The sequence below is a fragment of the Pseudomonas sp. P7548 genome (genome assembly GCF_013386585.1).
Classification (GTDB): Bacteria; Pseudomonadota; Gammaproteobacteria; order Pseudomonadales; family Pseudomonadaceae; genus Aquipseudomonas.
The window spans coordinates 192,710-218,442 of sequence record NZ_JACARO010000047.1; the positions used below are offsets into that span (position 1 = coordinate 192,710).

Consider the following 25,733-nt stretch of genomic DNA (forward strand, 5'->3'; position numbering starts at 1 on the left):
CATGACTCAGCCCACCCTTACCCGCAGCTGGGTAGCCTCCGCCAATGGTCACACGGACTTCCCCCTGCAAAACCTGCCGCTGGGCGTGTTCAGCATCAACGGCTCGGCGCCGCGCGCGGGCGTGGCGATTGGCGATTCGATCCTGGACCTGCAGGCGGCCATCGGCGAATTCGAGGGTGATGCCCGTCGTGCCGTCGAGGCAATGACCAGTGGCCAATTGAATGCGTTTTTCGAACTGGGCCGTGGCCCGCGTGTGGCGTTGCGTGAACGCTTGCTGGAACTGCTGGCCGAAGGCAGCACGCTGCAAACCCGCGAGGCGCAGGTGCTGCACCGCGCCGCCGACTGCCAGATGCATCTGCCGGCGAAGATCAGCGATTACACCGATTTCTACGTTGGCATCGAACACGCGCAGAACGTCGGCAAACTGTTCCGTCCCGACAACCCGCTGCTGCCTAACTACAAGTACGTGCCCATCGGATACCACGGCCGTGCCTCGACCATTCGCCCCTCGGGCACCGACGTGCGCCGCCCCAAGGGCCAGACCTTGCCGGCCGGTCAGGCCGAGCCGACCTTTGGCCCGTGCGCACGCCTGGACTACGAGTTAGAACTGGGCATCTGGATCGGCCAGGGCAACGACATGGGCGACTCGATCGCCATTGGCGACGCTGCCGAGCACATCGCCGGTTTCTGCCTGCTCAACGACTGGTCGGCGCGGGACATCCAGGCCTGGGAATACCAGCCGCTGGGGCCGTTCCTGTCGAAGAGCTTCATCACCACGATTTCCCCATGGGTCGTCACCGCCGAAGCCCTGGAACCGTTCCGCAAAGCGCAACCGGCGCGCCCTGAAGGCGACCCCCAACCACTGTCGTACTTGCTGGATAAACGTGACCAGGCCGCGGGTGCACTGGACATCGAACTCGAAGTGCTGCTGACCACCGCCGCCATGCGTGAGCAGAACCTGCCGGCGCATCGCTTGGCGCTCAGCAACAGCCTGCATATGTACTGGACTGTCGCGCAGTTGGTGGCCCACCACAGCGTCAATGGTTGCCAGTTGCAGGCCGGCGACCTGTTCGGTTCGGGCACCTTGTCCGGGCCGGAAGCGGGCCAGTTCGGCAGCCTGTTGGAGATGACCGAAGGCGGCAAGAAAGCCGTCGAGCTGCCGTCCGGTGAGGTGCGCAAGTTCCTTGAGGACGGTGACGAAATCATCCTGCGCGCCCGTTGCCGCCGCGAAGGGTTTGCCTCCATCGGCTTCGGCGAATGCCGGGGCACCGTAACCGCAGCGCGCTAAGAGGGCAGGGTGATGGAACTCTACACCTACTACCGTTCCACCTCGTCGTACCGGGTGCGCATCGCGCTGGCCCTCAAGGGTCTGGATTTCAGCGCGATCCCGGTCAACTTGCTGGTGCCACCGGGCGGCGCCAACCGCCAGCCGGAATACCTGGCGATCAACCCCCAAGGCCGCGTGCCGGCGTTGCGCACCGATGAGGGCGAGTTGTTGATTCAATCGCCCGCGATCATCGAATACCTGGACGAGCGTTATCCACAGGCACCCCTGCTCTCTAAGGAACTGGCGACCCGCGCCCATGAGCGTGCGGTGGCGTCGATCATCGGCTGTGATATCCACCCGCTGCACAACTCCAGCACCCAGAACCTGCTGCGCCAGTGGGGGCATGATGAGGCGCAATTGCTGGAGTGGATCGGCCATTGGATCAGCCAGGGGCTGGGCGCGGTGGAGCAATTGATTGGCGACCGAGGCTTTTGCTTTGGTGAACAGCCGGGCATGGCTGACGCGTTTCTGATTCCCCAGCTGTACGCGGCCGAGCGCTTCAAGGTGCCGTTGACGGCGTACCCACGTATCGGTCGTGTGGCGGCGTTGGCGGCGCAGCATCCGGCCTTTATCCAGGCTCACCCCGCTAACCAGCCCGACACCCCCTGACCCTGTGGGGCCCGGTTGGCTGGCGATGGCGGTGTGTCAGGTAGACCGCTATCGCCGGCAAGCCGGCTCCTACAAGGTTGCGCGTGGCCATAAAAATAAAATAATAGGTACCTTGCGATGCACTCTCAGATTGCCAGCTTTCGCGCGGCACTCGACGCCCGTCCGGTGTCACGCTACCAGTGGTTGATTCTCTTGTTGCTGGCCATGCTGCTGGTGACCGATGGCTACGATGCCCAGGTGCTGGGTTACGTGGTGCCGGCCCTGGCCAAAGATTGGGGTCTGGAAAAGGCTGCGTTCGGCCCAGTGTTCAGCGCCAACCTGCTGGGGCTCACCTTGGGCTCGTTGCTGGTGACGCCACTGGCCGATCGGTTTGGCGTGCGGCGCATCCTGCTGGGCTGCGTGCTGATCTACGCCACCCTCACGGTGTTGATGGTGTTTGCCAACTCACTGACCACCTTGATGGTTGCGCGGTTTATCTGCGGCATCGGCATGGGCGGCGCGATGCCCAGCGCAATGGCCTTGATGTCGGAGTATTCCCCACCGCGCCTGCGCACCCTGATGGTGACGTTGGCGGCGTGCGGCTTTTCGTTTGGTGGCGCGGCGGGTGGGTTCGTGGCGGCCGGGTTTATCGAAGGCTACGGCTGGCAAGCGGTGTTCCTGGCGGGTGGCGTGACGCCGTTGTTGCTGTTCCCTTTCCTGATGTGGCTGTTGCCCGAATCCTTGCCACGTTTGTTGCGTGACGCGCCGCCTTATGCGCGCCTGCAAAAGGTCACGGCGCGCATGCTTCCGGGCTGGCAGCCGCCGTTGGCGAGAGCTGCAGATAACCTTCAAGAACAAGGCAGCAAGCTGACGGTGGTGGAGCTGTTTCGCCACGGTTATGCGCGCCCGACCGTGCTGATCTGGGCGACGTTTTTTGTCAGCCTGATCCTGCTGTATTTCATGATCAGTTGGCTGCCGTCGCTGTTGCTGGAAAGCGGTCTAGCGTTGAAGGAAGCCAACCTGGTGACGTCGATGTTCCTGTTTGCCGGCACCTTGGGCGCCATCGGCATGGCCTGGTTCGCCGATCGCCTGAAAAGCAAGGTACGCCTGCTGTCTGGCGTTTTGGCAGCGGCGGCGGTGTGCACCGTTCTGCTGGGGCTGAACCATGACAACCCACGCTACCTGGTGGCCTGCGTGTTCGCCGCCGGGTTCTGCATCATCGGTGGGCAACTGACCCTGAATGCTTTCGCCAGTAACTTCTACCCCGCACATGTTCGGGCGACGGGCACGGGGTGGGCGCTCGGCGTTGGGCGATTTGGCTCGATCCTGGGGCCGCTGTTTGGCAGCTTGTTGTTGGCGATGCACATTCCGGTGGAGCAGATTTTCTTCTTCTGCGCGATTCCGGCAGTGATTGCGGCGCTGTTGATCATCCAGGTGCGTTCGCCTGGCATGGATGTGCCGAAAAGCCCATTGCCCGGCGATATTCTCAAGGCCCCCGGCAATCACTGATTCACCCCGCCCAACGGAAGGCGCTTGCTTGCCGGTGACTTGTAGTGAGCGGGCTTGCCCCGCGCCGCGGTGTGTCAGGCACAGCGGCGTGTCAGGCACAGTGGTGTGTCAGGTATGCCGCGGCGCGGGGCAAGCCCGCTCACTACAGTCGGGTTCAGTGCACGATGGTGTTGGGTGGCAAATGGCCCAGGCGTTCGGTCAGGCGCAGGCGTTGGATCGGGTCTTCGCTGAGCAGCAGCGCATGCTCCAGGTCAAAGCGCTCGGCACTCGGGCAATCCAGGCGCTGGTATAGACTGGCGCGTGCCAGGTAGTCGGCGGCGCTGGCGTTGCCCAGTTCCAGCACGCGTTCGGCGTCGATCAGGGCATCCAGCGGCGCATCGTTGGAAAGGTGCAACTGGCGCAAGTTGCGTGACAGCCGTTGCAGGATCGAACGAGGTTCTGCGGTGAGCAGGTGCTCGGACTGCAACTTGAGGTTCGGCCCGTACTGGCGGTGCAGCAGTTCGCGGCAATCGTTGGGGTACAAGCGTCGACCGCCACACGGGTCCAGCAAGTGATCGGCGCCCGGCACCCGCAGCAGGAAGTGGCCGGGAAAATTCACCCCGACCATCGGAATGTTCAGGCGTCGCGCCAATTCCATCGCGATCAACCCCATGGCCAGCGGCTGCCCGCGTTTGCGCTGCAGTACCTTGTCCAGCAAGGCGGCGGCGGGGCGCAGGGGGGTAAAGTCGTCCTGGGCAAACCCCAGGTCATTCATGCGCCGCAGCAGGGGCTGGCCCAGTTCGTCGGCGGGCAGCATGGGCATGCCGACGCTGACCTGTTGTTGCAACAAGGTGAAGTCTTGCAGGATCACCTGCGGTTGCACGACCGGATCGTGCTCGGCCGCAATCCACAGCGCGGCTTCGAACAGCGCAGGGGGCGAACGTTCCAGGCAGGCAAAAAAGGCTGTGCGGGGATTCATTGCGTTCTCCGGCAGATGCCCCCGTTTTAGCCTTGCTGAGAATTTTCGTCCAGCACATTGGGGAAATATCCCAAGGTCTTATGTCGCAAGGCCTGCAAAACCGGGCGGCTTATTCCAGCGCACTTCGGCAGTTTTTTACCGTAAGCCTATACTTGGGCCTCTACCAGAAGTGATTCGGGAGCTCATTGATGTTTGCGCTCATGCACAGCACCCGCCTTGAATCGCTGCACCTGAGCGTCGACCCGGCCACCGGGCTGAAGGCGATCATAGCCATCCACAACAGCCGTCTGGGCCCTGCCTTGGGCGGGTGCCGCTACCTCGCTTACCCCGACGATCAAAGTGCCGTGGAAGATGCTGCGCGCCTGGCCCAGGGCATGAGCTACAAAGCCGCCCTGGCCGGTCTGCCGGTGGGCGGTGGTACGGCAGTGATCATCCGCCCCGTGCATGTGGAAAGCCGCGCGGCCTTGTTCGAAGCCTTTGGGCGTTGCATCGAAAAACTCGACGGCCGCTTCATCACGGCCATCGACAGCGGCACCTCAGTGGCTGACATGGACTGCATCGCCCAGCACACCCGTTTCGTCACCAGCACCACCGCCGCCGGCGACCCGTCGCCCCATGCCGCCATGGGCGTGTTCACGGGCATCCGCACCACCGCCATGGCCCGCCTGGGCAGCGACAACCTGGAAGGCTTGCGTGTGGCGGTCCAGGGCCTGGGCAATGTCGGGTTCGCCCTGGCCGAACAGCTGCATGCGGCCGGCGCTGAATTGCTGGTCAGCGACATCGACCATGGCAAGGTGCAACTGGCCATGGAGCAACTCGGCGCCCACCCCATCGCCAACGACGCCTTGCTCAGCACGCCCTGCGACATCCTCGCGCCCTGCGGCGTTGGTGCGGTGTTCAATCGCCACAGCGTCGGCCAGTTGCGTTGCGCCGCCGTGGCCGGTTCCGCCAGCGCGCAGTTGACCAACCTCGACATTGCCGACCAGCTGGAAGGGCGCGGCATCCTCTACGCCCCCGACTATGTGATCAACTCGGGTGGGCTGATCTACGTCGCGCTCAAGCACGGCGGTGCAGAGCTGGCGGACATCACCGCACACCTGTCGAACATCGGCGCACGTCTGACCGAGATCTTCGCCCACGCCCAAGCCGAAAAGCGCTCCCCCGCACGGGTGGCGGACGAATTGGCCGAGCGCCTGCTGTACAAATAAGCCAGGCATTAAAAAGGCCCTGAGTCAGTGACTCAGGGCCTGTTCAATTCGGGCTTTATTCTGCCGGTGCGTTCAGCAACTCGGACAACGCATCCGGCTGGCTCTTGAACGCCTTGGCAAACACATCGCGGTTCTTCGCCATGTAGATCCCGGCTTCTTCCACCTGCTGCTCGCTCAGGGACGGCACGGCTTTTTGCAACACTTCTGCCAGCAACTCGGCGAGTTCAAGCATCTTGTCATGACGGTCAGCTTCGGCTTTATCCATGAACAAACGCTCCAGATCTCGGCTGCTGCGGTATACCACTTCGACGGCCATTCACCACCTCACATGCCTTCACGATAGTTGTCTTTTGCGACTACTGTATTCATATACAGTGAAAAGGGTAAGCCAAACCGTGGGGTTTGGGTAGCAGTTTTTTAATGTAGCCCGTAAATACAGGTTTGCCGTGCCTCATGTCACCCCGCCACCATCTTATATCGGCCTCTGGCCTTTTTTCTGCATGCAGAACAACCGTCACGTCTAACCCGCATTATCCGGTCGAGTCGACCTAAGGAAGCATCATCGTGAAAATCAACTGGGCCGAAAAGCTGCGCCAGAACGTGCATGAACTGGCCGAGTCCCTGGGCAATCTGTTTGTGGAGTCGTTCCACTACCTGGCGCTGTTCGCCATTGGTGCGGTGACGGCCTGGGCGGCGGTGATGGAGTTTTTGGGGATGCTGGAGAACGGGCACATCAAGATCGATGACATCTTGCTGCTGTTCATCTACCTGGAGCTGGGCGCAATGGTCGGGATTTACTTCAAGACCAACCACATGCCGGTGCGCTTCCTGATCTACGTGGCGATCACCGCGCTGACACGCCTGCTGATCTCCAACGTGTCCCACCACAACCCGCCTGATGTAGGCATCATCTACCTGTGCGGTGGGATTTTGCTGTTGGCGTTCTCGATCCTGGTGGTGCGCTACGCCTCGTCGGCGTTCCCGTCGGTGAAGGTCGAAGGCCCGCGCCGCAAAGGCGAGGCGAGCCTGGAAACCGAGAAGGGCGAGCTTTAAAGCCCGACGCTGAAGGGCAGGGTGTTCGTAGGCGGTCGCTGCAAGCGCTGGTGATCGCCATCGGTCATCACCGCCAGGATCTCCATGGCGCTGTGGCCCTGCTCGATGGCGATGCCGAACTGGATGCTTTGCACCAGGCGTTTGAGCCGTTGCGGGTCGTTGCGTTGTTCGGCGCTGATCATGCGCTTGGCCACCACACCCGACTCGTTCGAGAGGGTGAGCATGATGCTGCCATCCAGCCGTTGGATACTCAGGTTGACACGGTAGTTGGGGGTGAAGGTGTCTGTGATGATCTGAAAAGGATTGTCCATGGTGTGTTACCGCCTGATAAGAACATGCAGTCATTGACGACCGGTGTCGGGATTAGTTCGCGTTTCCTGACCACTGGCCAAAGTCCGTTTCCCTCATAAGCGGTACAGCAAGGGCCGTGCCGTGTAGAGCACTCACAGCCAGTGAGGTGCCAATGTGGGAGCGGGCTTGCTCGCGAATGCGGTGTGTCAGCTTATGAATACTTGGCTGAAGGACCGCTATCGCTGGCAAGCCAGCTCCTACAGGGGGCGCGGTGTTGTGGGCTATTTCAGGGCAGTACCGAGAAAACGATCGCAGACAGCGCAATCAAGCCGATCACCACCACAAACACATTCGACACCTGGCCCGAGTACTGGCGCAGAGATGGCACGCGACGGATCGCGTACATCGGCATCAGGAACAGCAGGCACGCGATGATCGGCCCGCCCATGGTTTCGATCATGCCCAGGATGCTCGGGTTGAAGGTGGCCACGGCCCAGCAGGTCAACACCATGAACAGGGCGGTGCTGCGTTCCAGCCATTTGGCCGACAGCGAACGGTTACGGCTACGCAAGGATTTGACGATCAAGCCTTGGAAGCCTTCGCTGGCGCCGATGTAGTGGCCGAGGAAGGATTTGGTAATGGCCACCAGCGCGATCAACGGCGCGGCGTAGGCGATTACCGGGGTCTGGAAGTGGTTGGCCAGGTACGACAGGATCGAAATGTTCTGGGCCTTGGCCGCTGCCAGGTCGGCAGGCGACAGCGCCAGCACGCAGCTGAAGCAGAAGAACATCACCGTCAGCACCATCATGCCGTGGGCCGTGGCCAGGATGCCGCTGCTCTTGCGCTCGGCCTGGGCGCCGTACACGCGTTTCTGGTCGACGGCGAAGGCCGAGATGATTGGCGAGTGGTTGAAGGAAAACACCATCACCGGGATCGCCAGCCACAAGGTCTTGAGGAACAGCGGCATTGGCATGCCATCACCGGCAGAGGCGAAGAACGCGCCGTTCCAGTTAGGGATCAGGCTGAACGCCAACAACAGCAGGGCGGCGACGAACGGGTACACCAGCACGCTCATGGCCTTGACGATCACGCCTTGGCCGCAACGCACGATGGCCATCAGGCCGAGGATCAGCACCAGCGACAGGACCGCCCGCGGCGGCGGGGTCATGTGCAGTTGGTGTTCCATGAAGCTGCCGAGGGTGTTGGTCAGCGCGACGCTGTACACCAGCAGGATCGGGAAAATCGCGAAGAAGTACAGCAGGGTGATCAACTTGCCTGCGCCCACGCCGAAATGTTCCTCGACCACTTCGGTGATGTCGCCGGATTTGCCCGACAACACAAAGCGCGTCAGCCCACGGTGGGCGAAGAAGGTCATCGGGAAGGCCAGCAGTGCCAGCACGATCAGCGGCCAGAAGCCACCAACGCCGGCATTGATCGGCAGGAACAACGTGCCCGCGCCGATGGCGGTGCCATACAAGCCGAGCATCCAGGTGGTGTCGTGTTTGGTCCAGCCGGTGGTCACGGTGTTTTCTAAAGCGGGACTTGCTTTTGAAGGTGTATCGGCAGCAGGTGTACGTACATCGGTCATCGTTATTGCCTCGTTATTATTTTTGCGCGGGCTCACGTTGGGGCGGTCAGGAAATGCTCCTCAGCATTCCACCCAGTTCACGGCCAGGCCGCCCCGTGAAGTTTCTTTGTATTTGTCATGCATATCGGCGCCGGTATCGCGCATGGTGCGAATCACCCGGTCGAGGGAAATGAAGTGTTTGCCATCACCGCGCAGGGCCATTTGCGTGGCGTTGATCGCTTTGACGGCGGCGATGGCATTGCGCTCGATACACGGCACTTGCACCAGGCCACCGACTGGGTCGCAGGTCAGGCCGAGGTTGTGTTCCAGGCCGATTTCGGCGGCGTTTTCCAGTTGCTCGGGTGTCGCACCCAGCACATCGGCCAAGCCGGCAGCGGCCATGGCGCAAGCCGAACCGACTTCACCCTGGCAGCCGACTTCGGCGCCGGAGATCGAGGCGTTTTTCTTGCAGAGAATGCCGACCGCGGCGGCGGCCAGGAAGAAATTGACCACGTCGTCGTCGCAGGCTTCGGGGTTGAACTTCATGTAGTAGTGCAGGACGGCAGGGATGATGCCCGCCGCGCCGTTGGTTGGTGCCGTGACCATGCGCCCGCCCGCCGCGTTTTCTTCGTTGACGGCCAGGGCAAACAGGTTGACCCACTCCATCGCCGACAAGGTCGACGTGATGACATTCGGCTTGCCGATTTCCAACAGGTTGCGGTGCAATTTCGCGGCGCGACGGGGCACATCCAGGCCGCCCGGCAAAATGCCTTCATCGCGCAAACCCTGTTCCACGCATTCGCGCATCACCGACCAGATATGCAGCAGGCCACTGCGGATTTCCTCGTCGCTGCGCCAGGCACGTTCGTTGGCCATCATCAGCTCGGAAACCCGCAGGCCATGCGTGTTGCACAAGGCCAGCAGTTCGACTGCGCTGGAGAAGTCGTAGGGCAATTCCACTTCGCTGGTCGGCGCAATACCCGACTCAGCCTCGGCGGCTTCGATGATGAAACCACCGCCCACCGAGTAGTAGGTTTGTTCGCTCAACAGGCCGTTGTCGCCGTAGGCGTGCAGGGACATGGCGTTGGGGTGGTAGGGCAGGCTTTCGTCGAGCAGCAGGAGGTCGTGTTGCCAGTTGAAAGCAATGTCCTGGGTGCCGGCGAGCAGCAGGCGACCGGACTCGCGCAGTTGCTGGATGCGCGCATTGATGGAGGTTGGGTCAACCGTATCTGGCCATTCACCCATCAGCCCCATCACGCAGGCGCGGTCGGTGGCGTGGCCGACACCGGTGGCTGACAACGAGCCGTACAGGCGCACTTCGACACGCCGGGTGTCGTTCAGTAGATGTTGGTCTTTCAGGGCTTGGGCAAAGGTCGCGGCCGCCCGCATCGGGCCGACGGTATGGGAGCTGGACGGGCCGATGCCCACCTTGAATAGATCGAAAACACTGATAGCCATGCTAAAGCCTTACAAGCAATGGAGTAGAAATCGCTGCCATGTTTTGTAGGACGAGCGGAATTGGCGCGATACTGAGCCTCTGGATCGGCACTGACCAACGAATTATCCTAAGACACCCTTTAGCAGGACTAAACCCTATGACTCGCCCCCTTCATGGCCAGACCTACGTCTGGTTGCACGTGTTTTCCTGCGCGGCGCGGCATTTGTCGTTCACCCGTTGCGCCGAAGAACTGCACATCACGCCGGGGGCGGTGAGCCAACAAATTCGCCAGTTGGAGGAGCGCCTGGGGTTTCGCCTGTTTCATCGGCGGGCGCGTGGCGTGGAACTCAGCGCCGAGGGGCAGCGGCTGGCGACGACGGTGAGGGAGGCCTACGGCAGCATCGATGCGGAGCTGCAGCGGCTGGACGCGGGGATGATCAGTGGCACCTTGCGCTTGCGCTCGATCCCGTCGTTTCTCGGCAAGTGGCTGACGCCGCGCTTGCCACGGCTGCAGCAGCGTTTCCCAGACATCCAGCTGCGTATGGTCGCGGAAGACAGCAGCATCGCCCTGCACGAAGGCGACTTCGACCTGGCGATTGATTTGAACGACGGCAGCTACCCCGGCCTGTTATCCACAGCCCTGCTGGACGAGCAGATTTTCCCGGTGTGCGCCCCCAGCCTGCTGCGTGGTCGCCCACCGTTGCATGGCCCGGCTGACCTGGTGCATTTCCCGTTGTTGCACGACATCACTGCGTGGCGTGGGAGTTATGAGTACGCGGAGTGGGAGTTTTACCTGAATGCCATCGGCTATCACGAGGCCGATGTTCGGCGCGGGCACACCTTCAACCGCAACCACCTGACGATCGAGGCTGCCATCGCCGGTATGGGCGTGGCCATTGCGCGGCGCACCTTGCTCAATGATGAGCTGGAGCGTGGCACCTTGATCGTGCCGTTCGGCCTGGCGGTGCCCAATCACAAACGCTATGTATTGCTGTATGCGCCAGGCGCGCTGAGCCACCCGGGCGTACGGGCGGTGCATGATTGGCTGGTGGAAGAAGCGGGGATTTTTCGCGGATTGCACCCCTTGGGTGAGGGGCAATTGTGAGGTTATTCAGGCGTAAGAAGATGTAACTAACTCCCCACCCTAACAGCGTTTTTGCTCGTAGTCAGACTTAATTTGTAATGTGGGATTTATCTTTGCAAAGGGGTTGAATTACTTCTCTGACTGCTCAATTGTGTCATCAAGAGGTCATGGTTACACCACACCGGTGTTGCAGTTGTGACCTCCCGCGAGCTAGCTGAAATAAGGGAAGAACTATGCAAATCCAAGTCAATAGCGATAACCATATTGAAAGCAGCATCCGACTGGAGGAGTGGGTACGTACTACCATTGAGAGCACGCTCGAACGTTATGACGAACATCTGACCCGCGTTGAGGTTTACCTGCGCGATGAGAACGGCGACAAGCCCGGCCCCCATGATTTGAGTTGCCGACTGGAAGCGCGGCCAAAGGGCCATCAACCGGTCTCGGTCTGCGACAAGGCCGACACGCTGGAACAGGCCATCGACGGTGCTGCCATCAAGCTGGAGCATGCATTGGAACATCTGTTCGGCAAACTGCAAGGCAAGCCGCGCGCTGCCGGCAAAAGCCAGCCGACCACCAAAGTGAATGAAGACGAGCTTGAACAGGAGTTCCTGGAAAAAGAACGTGCCGTGTTCAACGGCTGATCACTGACAGTTACTTCATCGCCACTAAAGACGGGCCTGCATTTGCAGGCCCGTTTTCGTTGTGGGAGCTTTCGAGCCTAGCGAGGCTGCGAGAGCGGCGGCACAGGCGACATATCAATCGACAGTGCCGCCGCTATCGCTGCGGTGCGACGATTCGACAAGCCAGCGCCTACAGTGGATCTTCGTCTCTGCACACATCCCCTGTGGGAGTTGTCGAGCTTTAGCGAGGCTGCGAAGGCGGTGTATCAGGCGACATCTCAATAGGCTGTGTGCGGCTGCGGAAAAAATGCCAACTCAACAACGCCAGCACGCCTGCGCCAATGCCCGCAAAAAACATGGCCCAACCGGCGCCGTGGCGCAGGGCGGCCTGGGCATCTGTGGTCGTCAGCCCGGGTACATCCAGCTTGCCAGCGGCAATGTGCTGGCTGATGGCAGGCCAGTCCATGGCCGTGGTTGCGGGCAGCAAACTGGCCAGCTGATGGCTGATCCCTAGCAATAACACCAAGCCCATTAACGCAATATTGAGTGCCAGCGTGATCAGCCGCGCACTGAGGTCGATGCCCGACGCCATGCCCGCACGGTCAGCCGAAACCGAGCCGGTGGTGGTATTGGTGGTGGGTGAGTTGGTCAGCGCCAAGCCGATACCGGCGAGCACGCAACTGCAGAGCACCAGTGCGGTACTCGGCTGCTCTGCACGGTTGATCACGGCCATGGCGATAAACCCCGCGCCCATCAGGCCAAGGCCCAGCGGGATGATGCGTTCGGCGCCATAGCGCAAGGCCAGGCGTTCGGCCAGCGGCGGCACCAGCAAGGTCGGCAGGGTGTAGGCGAGCAGGGCGCCGCCGGTGGTCACGGTGTCGTAGCCCAGGCCCGCCTGGAAGTAGAGCGGCAAGTAGATCATGAACGGCCAGAAACTGAAGTTCATGCCGATCGAACCCATCAGTGCGCCGTTGAAACGCAGGATACGAAACACCGAAAAATCGAACATCGGGTGTGCACTGCGTCGTTCAATGAAGATGAACAGCAACAGCCCGGCCAGCGACAAGCCGGCCCAGCCGAGCATGGCCGGGGTGGCAAAGCCGTGTTCGGTGCCTTGGGTGATGAAGTACACCAGCGCGAACACCGACAGCGTCAAAGTGAGCATGCCGGCGATATCCAGGCGATGGCCGGCCGGGTCGCGGGATTCCTGCACGCTGATGCGCAGCAGCACCAGGGTGAACAAGGTCAGTGGCACATGCACCAGGAACACCCAGCGCCAGTCAGCCATGGCCAGGATCAACGCACCCACGATCGGCCCGAAACCCAGGCCGATACCTGCAATCACGCCCCATATCGCGAAGGCCCGGGCTCGCGCCGCGGGCTCGCGGAACAGGTGCGACAGAATCGCGAATTGGCAGATCATCATCGCGCCTGCCCCTATCCCCTGCACGAAACGCGCAGTGATCAACGTGGGTGCGCTGTCGGCCAGGCCGCAGGCCAGTGAGGCCAGGCCAAATACCCACAAGCACAGCACCAGCATGCGCCGGCGGCCAAAGCGGTCGGCCAGGGTGCCGGCGGCCATCAGTACGCTGGTGCAGGCCAGCGTGTAGGCGTTCATGATCCATTGGGCGTCCTGGAAGCCCGTGCCCAGTTGCTGTTCCAAGGTGGGCAGGATGACGGGCACGCTGGAAATTTCCAGGCCGAACATCAGGGCGACTAGGCAAACGGCGGTGAGGGCGAGCGCGTTCCTGGCCGCATGGGGTGTGCTGACGGCCGATAACGTGGCGGCGGTTGGCATGGGATTCTCCTGAAGGTTGAGGATTCGGTTATTTTCAGGGGAATCTGGTTCTTTATTCGTGATAAGTTTTCTGATGATAAGGGATCTAAAGGCGACAATTGCACCATGACCACTCCGCGTTTCGATGGCGTCGAACTCTTTTTGCAGATCGTGGAAAGCGGCAACCTGACGCAAGCCGCCGAACGGCTGAACCTCACGCGCTCTGCGGTAGGCAAGGGCCTGGCGCGGCTGGAGGCACGCTTGGGCACTTGCTTGCTGCAGCGCTCCACACGGCGTCAGTATCTGACCGAGGACGGGCAGGCGTACTACGAACATTGTCTGCGGGCACTGGCTGAGCTGGAGGCGGCCGAGTCGGTGTTGGAGAGTGGTCGGCAGCAGCCACGCGGGCGCTTGCGGGCGAGTGTGCCGCTGGCCTTCGGTCATCACTATGCGGCGCCGGCGCTGTGGGGGTTGATGGATCGATACCCGGAACTGGAAGTCGAGATCTGCTTCTCGGACCGTATGATCGACCTGGCGCAGGAGGGCTTCGACATTGCCGTGCGCATTGGCTCATTGCCTGATACGGATCGACTGAGCGCTCGCCGCCTGGGCGAACAGGTTGTGGGCCTGGCGGCTTCGCCGGCGTACTTGCAGCGCAAGGGACGTATTGCAGGGATTGATGACCTCGCAGGCCATCGAGGTATCGCCTACCGCAGCAATACGGCGTACCGCTCGCGTGTGGCGTCCCCCTTGGTGTTGGACGACCTCCAGGCCGTGGCCGATGCCGCGATTGCGGGCGTTGGCCTGGCCTGGTTGCCGAGTTGGCTGATTGCGCATTACGTCTTGCGCGGTCAGTTGGAGCCGGTTTTGCCGGGCTACCGGGAGCAGCCTTCACCGATCCATGTGATCTGGCCGACGGCCCCACACATGCCGGCCAAAACGCGCTGCGCAATTGATGCGCTGGTGGCGGGCACGCCCAGCTGCCTGGCGGGCAGTTAATTCCCTTTTCGACAAGCCAGCTCCTACAGGGGGGCGTGTTTAAAACGCGATGGAGGTTTGCACGTACACCGTACGTGGTTCGCCCACATATTTGCCCTTGTTGTTATCGTCGAACGAGCGGGTGTAGTACTGCTTGTTGAAGATGTTTTTCACGCCGACCGCCACGTTCAAATCCGACAGCTGCGGACCGAAGTCGTACGCCGCGCGGCTGCTGAACAGCATGTAGCCGGGGATGCGTCCGGTGCTGCCGTCGGCACTTTCGGCCACGGTGTTGGCGTTGTCGGCGAACTGGCTGCTCTGGTAGCTGCTGTCCAGGTTGAGCTTCCAGCGGCCTTCGGTGTAGCCCACGCCGAGGGTGCCTTTGTGCTTGGACGAGAAGGGCACGCGGTTGCCTTTGTTCGGGCCGTCTTCGCGGATGGTCGCATCGACATAGGCATAGGTGGCATACACATCAAACCCCGCCAGCGCCGGGCTCAACCCGTCGAGGGCGTAGTTGACGCTCGACTCGATGCCCTGGTGACGGGTTTCGCCACGGGCAATCACTGAGTCGTTGGTCTGGTTGCTGTCGTACTGGTTATCGAAGTTGATCAGGAACGCGCCGATTTCCGCACGCAGGGTGCCGTTGTCATAGCGCGTGCCGAGTTCCCAGGTACGGGCTTTTTCCGGCTTCACTTCGCCGCTGGTCACACGGTTGGGCATCTGGCTGTACTGCACGCTGCCGAACGAGCCTTCGGTGTTGGCGTAGAGGTTCCAGTCTTCGGTGAGGTGGTAGAGCACGTTCAGCGCCGGCAGCGCGGTGTTGTAGTCGCCCTTGTATTTGACGTTTGTCAGGTTGTTGGTCTGCTGGGACTCGATCATCTCGTAGCGCACGCCCGGGGTGATGGTCCACTTGCCGATGTCGATGCGGTCATCGACGAAAAACGCGTTGGCTTCGGTGGCGCCGCGGGTGTCACGGTCGTTGCGGCTGTTGGTGTTGGGCAGTTGCTGGTTGGCGCTGATCGGCGTGCGGTAGCGCAATTCATGGCCGGCTTCGTTGATGTAGCGGTAGCCCACACCCACTTCATGGCTGGTGGGGCCAAGGTCGAAGCCCTGGGCAAAGCGGGTTTCAAGGCCGCGTACCCAGTACTCGCGCGGCGACAGCGACAGGAAGGTGCCCTGGTCCAGGTAGCCGTTGCGCAGCGTGGTGGTGAAGAAGGTGTTGGCGGTGAATTCGCGGCGGTCTTCCTGGTAGCGGTAGCCGGCGTTGAACATGGTGCGACGGCCCCAGAATTTGTCGTAGGGGCGGGTGGACTGATACGGGTCGGCCTTGTAGTCCTTGACGTTCAAACCGCCGGGCATATCGGCCTGGCCCTCGTAGTACTGCGCCATGGCGTTGAAGCTGTTGGCCTCGTCGAGCTGGTATTTGCCCTTGAGGATCAGGTCGTCGATGCGCGTGTTGCTGTTTTCCCGCCAGTCGCCGCCACGGGTGCCCGAGTAAAGGATCGCACCACCGAGGCCGTTGTCGGCAGTGCCGCCGGCGAGCAGGTTGCCAGTGGTCTTGAAGCCGTCGTGGCTGGACGACGGGCTGGTCTCGGTCTGCAAACCACCTTTGACGGTCGGTGCATCGGGGATCGCCCGGGTCACGAAGTTGACGATGCCCCCAACGTTCTGCGGGCCGTAGCGCACGGCACCGCCGCCACGTACGACATCGACGGCATCCATGTTGCCCAGGCTGATCGGCGCAAACGAAAGCTGCGGCTGACCGTACGGCGCGAAAGGCACCGGAATACCGTCCATCAATACCGTAGAGCGCGACGCCAGGCGCGGGTTGAGGCCGCGAATGCCGAAGTTCAGCGCCATGTCGTGGCTGCCGGTGCCGTTGTTTTCCGGGGCGTTGACGCCGGGGATACGGTTGAGCACATCGCGGGCCTGGGTGGCGCCCTGGCGTTCGAATGCTTCGCGGCGGATCACGTCACGGGCACCGGGGTGTTCGAATACGTTGGTCTGCTGCGCGTCGCCGAGCCAGTCGCCCACCACGTTGGAGGTTTGCAGTTCCAGCGTGGAAGGGGCGCTGGCCGGTTGCAGGCTGTAGGCATTGTTGCCCTCGGCGCGGGCTTGCAGGCCAGTGCCTTCCAGCAGTTTCTGCAGGCCTTCGGCGGCGCTGTAGTTGCCAGACAGCCCGCGACTTTGCAGGCCGGCCGTCACTTCGGAGCCGAACGAAATCAACACGCCAGCCTCACGCCCGAATTGATTGAGTGCCGCTTCCAACGACGCTGGAGCAATGTGATAGGGCTTGGCATCCGCCGCCATCACCTGAGGAATCACCGTAAGACTGAGGCTGGCGCCCAGTAGGAGTTGGCGCAAGGTACGGGTGAGAAGCGTCGGTTGCTGGGGCATGAAGAGCGGTCCTGAGAAGGAAGGATCAAGGTGGCTTTCCTTCTCTGTCACGCGAGGTGTGGAAAACGGCTCACGGTGTTGCACACTAATTTCAGACCCGCGCCTGCACCGTCACCCAGTAGCGGGTGAAACGCCGCACGTTGACGGGCAGGCTGACTTCCAGCAGGTCGAGGATGCGCTCGCTGTCGTCCAGCGGGTAGCTGCCGGAGAGCAGCAAGTTGGCCACCTGCGGGTCACAGTTGAGTTGGCCACGGCGATAGCGGCCCAGTTCGGCGAGGAAATCCTCCAGGCGCATGTGCGCGGCCACGAGCATGCCGTCGGCCCAGGCGCCGCTGTTGGCGTCGATAGGGCGCGGGGTGTCCCATCCCTTGCGTGTGAAATTGACCTGACGCGACGCCTCGACCGTCAGCGGCAGGCCGCTGTAGCGGTTGGGCATCACGTCGACGTGGCCGTCGAGCACGGCCAGTTGGGTGTGATCGTTGAACTGGCGCACGTTCCAGCGTGCGGCTTGGCTGCTGAGCAAACCCTGGCCGGACAGCACCTGCAGCGGCGTAGTGCCGGCCTTGGCGGTCAGCAGGATTTCGCCTTCCAGCAGGCGGATCAAGCGTTGCTGGCCATCGAAATGCACATCCACGGCGCTGCCGGTGTTGAGTTGCAATTGACTGCCATCGGCCAGCTGCACTTTGCGCCGCTGGCCCACGGGGCTGCGGTAGTCGGCGGTGAGCGGCGGCAGGATATGTTGCTGGCGCAGGCTCCAGGCCGCGGCCGACCCGGCGCCGAGGATCAGCAGCAACTTCAGGGCCTGGCGTCGGCTGCTGGACTTCGGTGCGTTCAAGGCGGCGTGCGCCAGGGGGGAGGGCATGCCGCGCAGGCGTTGGTTGACGCGTTGGATGTGGTCCCAGGCGCGCTGGTGTTCGCTGTGGGCGTCCAACCATTGTTGCCAGGCGGCCTGCTGGCGCGGGTTGAGCGCGCCTTGCTGCATTTCCATCAGCCAGTGCACGGCTTGCTCGGCGACTTGGGTGGAGAAATTCATAGGGCAAAGTAGCAGCGCATGGCCGCTTTATTCAGGTGGCGCTTGACCGTGGCAATGGAGATGCCCAGTTCCGCGCCGATTTGTGCGTAGGTCAGGCCGTCGAGCTGGGCCAGCAGGAACGCGCGTTTGACCTGCACGGGCAGGCCATCGAGCAGTTGGTCCAGTTCCAGCAATGTTTGCAGGATGATCGCGCGGTCTTCTTCCGAAGGGGCGACCTGCTCGGGCATCTGCGCCAGGGCGTCGAGGTAGGCGCGTTCCAGGTCCTGGCGGCGGTAGAAGTTGAACAGCACGCGTTTGGCGACGGTGGTGAGGAAGGCACGCGGTTCGATCAGCGCCGGGGTTTCCCGTGCGGTGAGCACGCGTATGAAGGTGTCCTGGGCCAGGTCGGCCGCGCTTTCCGGGCAGCCGAGCTTGCGCCGCAACCAGCCGGTGAGCCAGTGGTGATGGTCGTGGTACAGGACTTCGACGGTGTTGGACGGCTGCAACGCAATCACTCCACAAGCATCGGCATGCTTTAGAGAACAAGAATTGTTCGCATTGTAGGGCGCGCGATACGGTTCGGCAATCCGTGGCGGCGGGTGATTCATCCGTTCTATTTTGCTTATGAGAATATTTATCATTAATATTGCGCGCTGATGAATCTGGCGCTTCCCGCATGAAAAGCAAAACCTCATTGCCCGTTGTTTACCGTCTGGCCGTAACGTCCCGCGTGCTGGCCGCCGTGGTGGGCGGCTACCTGATGGCATCCCTGGCCAGCATCTGCCTGGCGCTCTGGATGCCAACGTCCCGCGCCGACGCGGTGATCACCGGGATGATGAGTTCATTTGTGTTCTACCTGCTGGCCGTGCTCTGGTGTTTCGCCTGCCGTACGGCGTGGCGTGCATGGGCGGGGGTGATGGTGCCGAGTGCGTTGTTCGCGACCCTGGCTGGCGTGGGTTTCTGGATGGCACGCACATGAAAGAGGGTTTTCGACAGGCAATGGCCTGGCTGCACACCTGGGCCGGCTTGATCTTCGGTTGGTTGCTGTTCGCGATTTTCCTGACGGGCACCCTGTCGTACTTCAACGATGAAATCAGCCACTGGATGCAGCCCGAAGTGCAGGCCCATCCGCTGGATGATGCGCGCAGCCTTGCCGCCGCCCAAGCCTACCTGCAACAACAGGCACCGAGTGCCGCACGCTGGTTCATCACCCTGCCAGACAGCCGTGACCCCGGCCTGTCGGTGATGTGGCAAGACAAGATCGACCCCGGCAAGCGCGGCAACTTCATCCAGAAAACCCTCGACCCCGTCACCGGCCAAGCGGTCCAGGCCCGGGAAAGCATGGGTGGCGAATTCTTCTACCGTTTCCACTTCCAACTGCAGATGCCCCACCCCTGGGGGCGCTGGCTGTCGACCACCGCGGCGATGGTGATGCTGGTCGCATTGATCACCGGCATCATCACCCACAAGAAAATTTTCAAGGACTTCTTCACCTTCCGCCCCCGCAAGGGCCAGCGCTCCTGGCTCGACGGGCATAACGCGGTGGGCGTGCTGGTGCTGCCCTTTCATTTGATGATCACCTACAGCAGCCTGGTGATTTTCATGAGCCTGGTGATGCCGGCGCCCATCGCCGCCTCCTATGGCAACGACACCCGTGCGTTCTTCAATGACGTATTTCCGGCCACCAACAACGCGCCGGCGCTGGGCCAACCGGGCCGCTTGCTGCCTTTGGGGCCGATGTACGAACAGGCGCGGACACAGTGGGCGGGCGGGCATGTGGGCCGCTTGACGATCAACAACCCGGGCGATGTGAACGCCTCGGTCAATGTGTTCCGCGCCGGTTCCGATCGCGTGGTGCATGATTTCGGCAGCACGGTGTCGTTCAACGGCACCACCGGCGAGCTGTTGCGGGTCAGTGGCGAACAATCGCTGCCGGCTGCGATCAGCGGCAGTTTCTACGGCCTGCACATGGGTCATTTCGCCGGCCCGGTGCTGCGCTGGTTGTACTTTATCTGTGGCCTGGCGGGCACGGCGATGATCGGCACGGGGCTGGTGATCTGGCTCGGCAAGCGCCAGCTCAAGCATGTCAAAAGCGGTGTGATGCCATTCGAGCTGCGGTTGGTGGAGGTCCTGAATATCGCCAGCATGTCGGGGCTGATGATCGCCATCGCGGCGTTTTTCTGGGCCAACCGCTTGTTGCCGATCGGCCTCTCCGCACGCTCCGATTGGGAAGTGCAGACCTTTTTCATCGCTTGGGGCCTTAGCCTGTTGCACGCTGTGTTGCGCCGAGGTCGCCAGGGTTGGGTTGAACAGTTGAGCCTCGGTGCGCTGTTGTTCGTGTCGATACCGCTGCTCAACGCGCTGACCACCTCGCAACACCTGGGCGTGTCACTGGCCAGGGGCGACTGGGCCATGGCCGGGTTCGACCTGACGTGTTTCGCCAGCGGCGTGTTCCTCACCTGGGCCGCCTGGAAGATGCAGCACCGCACGGCACCGCAGCCCAAGGCGGTGCGCGCGGGCTCGTTGACACTAGAGCAGGAGGTGAACTGAATGCTGCTCGCCTTCCTGCTGTGCTACGCCGGGTTTACCGCGTTATGCCTGGCCACTGACCGCCACCATGGCGAACTGTTGCACAGCAAACCCATGCCCGGCCGGCGCTTGGGGTTGCGTGCAGTGGGGTGGTCGCTGTTGGCCGTGGCCATCTGGCCGGCCGTCGCCGCCACTGGCTGGGGCCAGGGCCTGGTGGAGTGGTGCGCGGTGTTGATGCTCAGCGCACTGTTATTGGTGTTGCTGTTGCCGTACCGGCCAAGGCTGGCCTTGATCCTGGCGGGTGTTGGCTTGCTGGCCAGCCCGGTTGCTGCCTTCGCCATACTCTGAGCCTTCCATGATGATCAGCACGCCACCGGAATCCCCAGACAGCCAGCACCCGGATGCGGCCGGTGGACGTGCGCATTTTTTGCAGGTGTTCTTGTCCCAGCGCTCGCAGATGGAAGCGCTGGTCAGCCGACGCGTGGGGTGCCGCGCCACGGCGGCCGACCTGGTGCAGGACCTGTTCCTGCGCTTCTGGCGCCGGCCGCTGGTGCAGGTCGAGGAACTCAGCACCTACCTGTTGCGTTGCGCGGGCAACATCGCCATCGATCACCTACGCAGCGAAGGCGCCCGGGTGCGTAGCAGCGAAGGTTGGCTTCCGGAACAACAGGACAACCAGGGCTCCGAGCCCCAGGCCGCACTTGAAGCCGGCAATGACTTGCGCCATGTCGAGGCCGCCCTGCGCAGCTTGCCTGAGCGCACCCGGCAGATCTTCCTGCTCAACCGCATTCACGGGCGTAAATACGCCGAAATCGCCAAGGCCATGGGGGTGTCCCAAAGCGCTGTGGAAAAACATATGATGCGTGCCCTCGAAGCCTGCAAAGCCAGCCTTCGCGAACCATCGCCCCCACGCACGCCAGGGAAAGCACCGTGAACGTCACCCCCACGCCCGCCCAGGAACAAGCCGCACTGGCTTGGCTGAGCCTGTTGCATGACCAGCCCAGCAGTGGTGACCAGGCCACGTTCAGCCGTTGGCTGCGCGCCGACCCTGCGCATGTCGAGGCCTACTCCCAGGCGCAGGTGTTGTGGGAGTTGAGTGAAGTGCCGGCGCGCAGGCTGGCGGACGAAGAGGCATTGGCGTTGCAGGGTTACCTCAATGCGATGAACACCTCGAAGCGCTCGCGGGCGATGCGCTGGTCCGGCGCTTTGGCGATGGCCGCCTGCCTGCTGTTGATGGTGTCCATCGGCGCCGGCTGGCAGCCGTCGCGCTGGGTCGATGACTTCGGCGCGGACTACGTGACGGCGCCAGGTGAAGTCAAAACCGTCACGCTGGCCGACCAATCCCAAGTGACGCTTGATGCCGACAGTGCCATTGCCGTGGATTTCAGCCATGGCGAGCGGCATGTCCAGCTGCGTCGCGGCGCAGGCTTTTTCAGCGTGACACACACGGGGCAATCGTTTGTGGTGGGGGCAGGCAGTGGCGAAGCGCGGGTGCTGGGCACACAGTTCGAAGTGCGCCTGCAGCCGGCAGGCGCCGAGGTGACGGTATTGTCCGGACGGGTAGGTGTGACGCCATCCAAGGCGGGCCAGCAGCAAGTTCTCACGGCCGGCCAGCAAGTGGCCTACGCCGACGGTATCGCCGAGCCCCTGCACGCGGTCGACAGCGAATCACGCCTGGCCTGGCGCGACGGCTGGCTCAACTACTACAAGGCGCCGCTGGCGGACGTGGTCAGGGACTTGGGCCGTTATTACCCGGGCCGCATCCTGTTGCTGAACGACGACATGGCCGCCAAGCGCGTCAGTGGCAGCTTCCCCAGCAAAGACCCGCAGGCGGTGTTGAACGCGTTGCAGGCAGTGTTGGGGTTTGAACAGCACCATGTGCTGGGGCGGATGATCGTGCTGCGTTAGAGGCTGTAGGAGCTGGCTTGCCGGCGATAGTGTCACCGCGGTGTGCCTGACAGACCGAGGTGTCTGCATCGCAGGCAAGCCAGCTCCCACACAAGCCAGATTCCAGGCGAACCAGCATTCACACAAGCCAGCTCCCATAAGGTGTGGGTTATTTCAGTGCTGCCATGATCGCGTCAGGGTTGTAGTCGCGAATCAGCGTGCCGTTCACACTCACAAACGGAATCCCGCCGCCGCCCAGCGCCTCATACGCTTTGCGCGCCTGGGCGTCTTTCTCGATATCGACGGCCTGGTACGGAATGCCTTTCTGGTCCAGAAAGCGGCGGATCTGCTTGCAGTAGCCACACCACTCGGTGGCATAGAGCGTCACGCGTGCCGAAGCGCGCACGTGCTCTGAAACCACCTGTGAGGGGTTGAACACCCGCTCGATCTTGCCCCAGTTTTCGAACACCACCACCACGAGCAATACCAGCAGGACTTTCTTGAAGACTCCGCCCAGCATCAGTTGCGGCGCTTGAGCTGGTCGGTCAGCTGAGTCGGCAGGCCCTTGATGATCAAGGTGCCAGCGGCTTCGTCGTACTCGATCTTGTCGCCCAGCAAATGTGCTTCAAAACTGATGGACAGGCCTTCGGCGCGGCCGGTGAAGCGGCGGAACTGGTTGAGGGTGCGCTTATCCGCCGGGATTTCCGGCGACAGGCCGTAGTCCTTGTTACGGATATGGTCGTAGAACGCCTTAGGCCGATCTTCATCGATCAAGCCCGACAATTCTTCCAGGCCCATGGGCTCGCCGAGCTTGGCCTGGCTGCTGGCGTAATCGACCAGGGTCTTGGTTTTTTCGCGGGCGGACTCGTCCGGCAGGTCTTCGCTTTCAACGAAGTCGCTGAAGGCCTTGAGCAGGGTACGGGTCTCGCCCGGGCCGTCGACGCCTTCCTGGCAGCCGATGAAGTCACGGAAGTACTCCGAGACCTTCTTGCCGTTCTTGCCCTTGATGAACGAGATGTACTGCTTGGACTGTTTGTTGTTCTGCCACTCGGACACGTTGATCCGTGCCGCCAGATGCAGCTGACCGAGGTCCAGGTGGCGCGAGGGGGTCACGTCCAGCTCGTCGGTCACCGCCACGCCTTCGCTGTGGTGCAGCAGGGCGATGGCCAGGTAGTCGGTCATGCCTTGCTGGTAGTGGGCGAACAGCACGTGGCCGCCGGTGGAGAGGTTGGACTCCTCCATCAGCTTTTGCAGGTGCTCGACCGCCGTGCGGCTGAAGGTGGTGAAGTCCTGCCCGCCGTCAAAGTATTCCTTCAACCAGCCGCTGAACGGGTGCGCGCCGGACTCGGCATGGAAGAAACCCCAGGCCTTGCCTTGTTTGGCGTTGTAGCTCTCGTTGAGGTCGGCAAGCATGTTCTCGATGGCGGCAGATTCAGACAGCTCTGAATCGCGGGCATGCAGAACTGCAGGTGTGCCGTCGGGTTTTTTGTCGATCAGGTGGACGATGCAATGACGGATCGGCATGGGCTTCTCGGCTGGTTGAAGGGGAGCGGTTGGCCTCCCCGAAAAGTCGCCCAGTGTACCGCACCCATTGGTCAAGACACGCTTCGAAGGACATTTTGGACGCTCTCCGACGGGGCATATTCCTTTTTTTCACGGTTTAGAGCGATAAAGCTGACCAAATGGGTAGGTAGAAGCGGATATTTCCCCGTCTCTGTGCTAGTTTTGCCCCGTCTTACGCCAAGTCTCGGCGTTAAGCGTGCATTCAGCATCTGTCAGGTCGAACCAATCCCCGTTTCAAGCATCTATAACCCCGATCTCCGTGGTTATAGCCGGGGGTGCCAGGCCATGACGGTCGGGCTCGACGGCTGACACTGCACTCTGCAATCCATATGAATTTGATAGGGAAGGAACACCACAATGGCTATTACTAAAGACCAACTGATCGCTGACCTGGCTGAAGCTGTAGACGCACCGAAAACCACCGTGCGTGCTCTGCTGGACCAACTGAGCCAAGTTGTTGCTGATCAGCTGGAAAACGGCGGCGAAATCACTCTGCCAGGCGTTGGCAAACTGAAAGTGACCGAGCGTCCTGCCCGTACTGGCCGTAACCCTTCGACTGGCGCTGCCATCGAAATCGCTGCCAAGAAAGTTATCAAGCTGGTTGTGGCCAAAGGCCTGACCGACGCTGTTAACAAGTAAGACGCAGCAAAAAAAACCGTGCTCCGGAGCGATCCGGGCACGGTTTTTTGTTGCCTGCGATTTGGTTTATCGCACCCAGCGCTGGCGCCAGATCAACTGTTCGTTCTTGGTCTGGAAGGTCCAGGCGACGAAACGGCTTTGTTTCTGGCCCTGGGACATTTCCACCACCTGGCTTTCCAGCGCACCGGCCTTTTTCAGCGCGGTTTCAATGGCGGGCAGGTTGGAGGCTTTCGAGACCAGTGTGCTGAACCACAGCACCCGATGGGCGACCTTGGCGCTTTCGGCGATCAACTGGGTCACAAACCGCGCTTCACCGCCTTCACACCACAGCTCGGCCGATTGGCCGCCAAAGTTCAGCACCGGCAATTTACGCTTCGGATCGGCCTTGCCCAGGGCACGCCATTTGCGTTCGCTGCCCTTGGTAGCCTCTTCCATGGACGCATGGAAGGGCGGGTTGCACATGGTCAGGTCAAATGACTCGCCAGTCTCCAGCAAGCCCAGCAGGATCTGCTTGGGGTTGGTCTGCTGGCGCAGCTGGATGACCTTGCTCAAGTCATTGGACTGCACGATGGCCTTGGCGGCGGCCACCGCGATAGGGTCGACCTCCGAGCCCAGGAAGTTCCAGCGGTACTCCATGTAGCCAATCAGCGGGTAGACGCAGTTGGCGCCCATGCCGATGTCCAGCACCTTGACGATAGAGCCGCGCGGGATCTTGCCGTCGTTGTTGCTGGCCAGCAGGTCGGCGAGGAAATGCACATAGTCTGCACGCCCCGGCACCGGTGGGCACAGGTAGTCGGCCGGGATGTCCCAGTGCTGGATCCCGTAGAAGGACTTGAGCAGCGCCCGGTTGAACACGCGCACTGCATCGGGGCTGGCGAAGTCGATGCTTTCCTTGCCGTACGGGTTGATGATCACGAATTTCGCCAGTTCAGGCGTGGTCTTGATCAGCGCCGGGAAGTCGTAACGGCCCGTGTGACGGTTGCGCGGGTGCAGGGTGGCCTCTTTGCGTGGCGCTACGGGCTTTGCCGTGGCAGCGGTTTTAGGCTTCTTGCGCGGAGGTTTTGGCGTGCTGGGGGCGGTCATGATGATTCTGGTGTTGGCTCAAAGTGGGGGGCATTGTCACACATCTTGGACCCAACCCGGTCAACTGTGGGAGCTGGCTTGCCTGCGATACAGGCGACTCGGTTAATCAACCTGACCGCGTCGATGCCTTCGCAGGCAAGCCAGCTCCCACATTGATCGAGGGTGTTCAGATGGAGAGGGGGGGGGGCAAGGCATAAAAAAAGAGACCCGAAGGTCTCTTTT

General features: G+C 61.8%; 26 protein-coding genes. 14 read left to right on the forward strand and 12 right to left on the reverse strand.

Annotated elements, in window-relative coordinates:
• Position 1 precedes the first annotated feature (1 nt).
• The 3 genes from fahA (at position 2) to HX803_RS20225 (ending at position 3,424) form a co-directional block, all read left to right on the forward strand.
• Entirely contained in the window at positions 2-1,288 is a 1,287-nt protein-coding gene (gene fahA / locus HX803_RS20215) for a fumarylacetoacetase (protein ID WP_178922888.1), read from the forward strand.
• A 12-nt stretch (positions 1,289-1,300) separates the two neighbouring features.
• On the forward strand, positions 1,301-1,936 hold the full coding sequence (gene maiA / locus HX803_RS20220; RefSeq protein ID WP_178922890.1) for a maleylacetoacetate isomerase: 636 nt from the start codon (positions 1,301-1,303) through the stop codon (positions 1,934-1,936).
• A gap of 117 nt (positions 1,937-2,053) precedes the next feature.
• Positions 2,054-3,424 (forward strand): aromatic acid/H+ symport family MFS transporter, encoded by a 1,371-nt coding sequence (locus HX803_RS20225; RefSeq protein ID WP_178922892.1) that lies wholly within the window; start codon positions 2,054-2,056, stop codon positions 3,422-3,424.
• 154 nt (positions 3,425-3,578) lie between these two features.
• Here HX803_RS20225 and HX803_RS20230 read toward each other — a convergent pair whose 3' ends face one another.
• The gene (locus tag HX803_RS20230; protein WP_178922895.1) at positions 3,579-4,382 is read right to left on the reverse strand and encodes a SirB1 family protein; all 804 of its coding nucleotides are present in this window, start codon (positions 4,380-4,382) and stop codon (positions 3,579-3,581) included.
• A gap of 188 nt (positions 4,383-4,570) precedes the next feature.
• Here HX803_RS20230 and HX803_RS20235 point away from each other — a divergent pair, with 188 nt between their 5' ends.
• Positions 4,571-5,590, forward strand: coding sequence for a Glu/Leu/Phe/Val dehydrogenase (locus HX803_RS20235; protein WP_178922897.1), 1,020 nt, complete (start codon positions 4,571-4,573; stop codon positions 5,588-5,590).
• A gap of 55 nt (positions 5,591-5,645) precedes the next feature.
• On the opposite strand, the gene HX803_RS20240 is transcribed toward HX803_RS20235, so the two are convergent.
• Entirely contained in the window at positions 5,646-5,906 is a 261-nt protein-coding gene (locus tag HX803_RS20240; protein ID WP_012722374.1) for a YebG family protein, read from the reverse strand.
• 248 nt (positions 5,907-6,154) lie between these two features.
• On the opposite strand from HX803_RS20240, the gene HX803_RS20245 reads away from it, so the two are divergent.
• Positions 6,155-6,643 carry a phosphate-starvation-inducible protein PsiE gene (locus HX803_RS20245; RefSeq protein WP_017254513.1) on the forward strand — a complete coding sequence of 163 codons (489 nt, stop codon included), beginning with the start codon at positions 6,155-6,157 and terminating at the stop codon, positions 6,641-6,643.
• Here the strand turns inward: HX803_RS20245 and HX803_RS20250 are convergent.
• The 3 genes from HX803_RS20250 to HX803_RS20260 form a co-directional block, all read right to left on the reverse strand.
• Positions 6,640-6,954 carry a DUF3509 domain-containing protein gene (locus tag HX803_RS20250; RefSeq protein ID WP_176994955.1) on the reverse strand — a complete coding sequence of 105 codons (315 nt, stop codon included), beginning with the start codon at positions 6,952-6,954 and terminating at the stop codon, positions 6,640-6,642. The two genes, HX803_RS20245 and HX803_RS20250, sit on opposite strands and share 4 nt — an antisense overlap.
• Positions 6,955-7,220: 266 nt before the next feature.
• Positions 7,221-8,522 (reverse strand): serine/threonine transporter, encoded by a 1,302-nt coding sequence (locus HX803_RS20255; protein WP_178922899.1) that lies wholly within the window; start codon positions 8,520-8,522, stop codon positions 7,221-7,223.
• Between the two features lie 60 nt (positions 8,523-8,582).
• Complete coding sequence (locus HX803_RS20260; RefSeq protein ID WP_178922900.1) at positions 8,583-9,959, reverse strand: L-serine ammonia-lyase; 1,377 nt, start codon at positions 9,957-9,959, stop codon at positions 8,583-8,585.
• A 137-nt stretch (positions 9,960-10,096) separates the two neighbouring features.
• Here HX803_RS20260 and HX803_RS20265 point away from each other — a divergent pair, with 137 nt between their 5' ends.
• On the forward strand, positions 10,097-11,044 hold the full coding sequence (locus tag HX803_RS20265) for a LysR substrate-binding domain-containing protein (protein WP_178922901.1): 948 nt from the start codon (positions 10,097-10,099) through the stop codon (positions 11,042-11,044).
• A gap of 212 nt (positions 11,045-11,256) precedes the next feature.
• Positions 11,257-11,667, forward strand: coding sequence for an HPF/RaiA family ribosome-associated protein (locus HX803_RS20270; protein WP_178922902.1), 411 nt, complete (start codon positions 11,257-11,259; stop codon positions 11,665-11,667).
• A gap of 220 nt (positions 11,668-11,887) precedes the next feature.
• On the opposite strand, the gene HX803_RS20275 is transcribed toward HX803_RS20270, so the two are convergent.
• Positions 11,888-13,444 (reverse strand): MFS transporter, encoded by a 1,557-nt coding sequence (locus HX803_RS20275; protein ID WP_178922903.1) that lies wholly within the window; start codon positions 13,442-13,444, stop codon positions 11,888-11,890.
• A gap of 105 nt (positions 13,445-13,549) precedes the next feature.
• On the opposite strand from HX803_RS20275, the gene HX803_RS20280 reads away from it, so the two are divergent.
• The gene (locus tag HX803_RS20280) at positions 13,550-14,422 is read left to right on the forward strand and encodes a LysR family transcriptional regulator (protein ID WP_178922904.1); all 873 of its coding nucleotides are present in this window, start codon (positions 13,550-13,552) and stop codon (positions 14,420-14,422) included.
• Between the two features lie 39 nt (positions 14,423-14,461).
• Here HX803_RS20280 and fecA read toward each other — a convergent pair whose 3' ends face one another.
• From fecA to HX803_RS20295, 3 genes are all read right to left on the reverse strand, one after another.
• Positions 14,462-16,798 carry a TonB-dependent Fe(3+) dicitrate receptor FecA gene (fecA, locus tag HX803_RS20285; RefSeq protein ID WP_178922905.1) on the reverse strand — a complete coding sequence of 779 codons (2,337 nt, stop codon included), beginning with the start codon at positions 16,796-16,798 and terminating at the stop codon, positions 14,462-14,464.
• Between the two features lie 91 nt (positions 16,799-16,889).
• Positions 16,890-17,831: a FecR domain-containing protein gene (locus HX803_RS20290; RefSeq protein WP_178922906.1), complete on the reverse strand. Its 942-nt coding sequence runs from the start codon at positions 17,829-17,831 to the stop codon at positions 16,890-16,892.
• Complete coding sequence (locus HX803_RS20295) at positions 17,828-18,316, reverse strand: sigma-70 family RNA polymerase sigma factor (RefSeq protein ID WP_178922908.1); 489 nt, start codon at positions 18,314-18,316, stop codon at positions 17,828-17,830. Before HX803_RS20295 ends, HX803_RS20290 begins: the two co-directional genes overlap by 4 nt.
• A 170-nt stretch (positions 18,317-18,486) precedes the next feature.
• Here HX803_RS20295 and HX803_RS20300 point away from each other — a divergent pair, with 170 nt between their 5' ends.
• From HX803_RS20300 to HX803_RS20320, 5 genes are read left to right on the forward strand one after another with little or no spacing between them, the layout of a single operon-like run.
• Entirely contained in the window at positions 18,487-18,789 is a 303-nt protein-coding gene (locus HX803_RS20300) for a DUF3649 domain-containing protein (protein ID WP_178922910.1), read from the forward strand.
• On the forward strand, positions 18,786-20,360 hold the full coding sequence (locus tag HX803_RS20305; RefSeq protein ID WP_178922912.1) for a PepSY domain-containing protein: 1,575 nt from the start codon (positions 18,786-18,788) through the stop codon (positions 20,358-20,360). The genes HX803_RS20300 and HX803_RS20305 overlap by 4 nt, the downstream gene beginning before the upstream one ends.
• Positions 20,361-20,687, forward strand: a complete 327-nt coding sequence (locus HX803_RS20310) for a DUF3325 domain-containing protein (protein WP_178922914.1) — start codon at positions 20,361-20,363, stop codon at positions 20,685-20,687.
• Between the two features lie 7 nt (positions 20,688-20,694).
• Entirely contained in the window at positions 20,695-21,273 is a 579-nt protein-coding gene (locus HX803_RS20315; protein WP_372339931.1) for an RNA polymerase sigma factor, read from the forward strand.
• Complete coding sequence (locus HX803_RS20320) at positions 21,270-22,247, forward strand: FecR family protein (RefSeq protein ID WP_178922916.1); 978 nt, start codon at positions 21,270-21,272, stop codon at positions 22,245-22,247. Before HX803_RS20315 ends, HX803_RS20320 begins: the two co-directional genes overlap by 4 nt.
• Positions 22,248-22,395: 148 nt before the next feature.
• Here HX803_RS20320 and HX803_RS20325 read toward each other — a convergent pair whose 3' ends face one another.
• Both HX803_RS20325 and yejK read right to left on the reverse strand, forming a co-directional pair.
• Positions 22,396-22,746, reverse strand: a complete 351-nt coding sequence (locus HX803_RS20325) for a glutaredoxin family protein (RefSeq protein ID WP_178922918.1) — start codon at positions 22,744-22,746, stop codon at positions 22,396-22,398.
• Complete coding sequence (gene yejK, locus HX803_RS20330) at positions 22,746-23,750, reverse strand: nucleoid-associated protein YejK (protein WP_003171997.1); 1,005 nt, start codon at positions 23,748-23,750, stop codon at positions 22,746-22,748. The genes HX803_RS20325 and yejK overlap by 1 nt, the downstream gene beginning before the upstream one ends.
• Positions 23,751-24,146: 396 nt before the next feature.
• Between yejK and HX803_RS20335 the strand changes: the two genes are divergently transcribed.
• On the forward strand, positions 24,147-24,428 hold the full coding sequence (locus tag HX803_RS20335; protein ID WP_003188840.1) for an HU family DNA-binding protein: 282 nt from the start codon (positions 24,147-24,149) through the stop codon (positions 24,426-24,428).
• Between the two features lie 66 nt (positions 24,429-24,494).
• Here HX803_RS20335 and rlmF read toward each other — a convergent pair whose 3' ends face one another.
• A complete protein-coding gene (gene rlmF / locus HX803_RS20340) occupies positions 24,495-25,511 on the reverse strand; it encodes a 23S rRNA (adenine(1618)-N(6))-methyltransferase RlmF (protein ID WP_178922920.1) in 1,017 nt (338 codons plus the stop codon).
• Positions 25,512-25,733 lie beyond the last annotated feature (222 nt).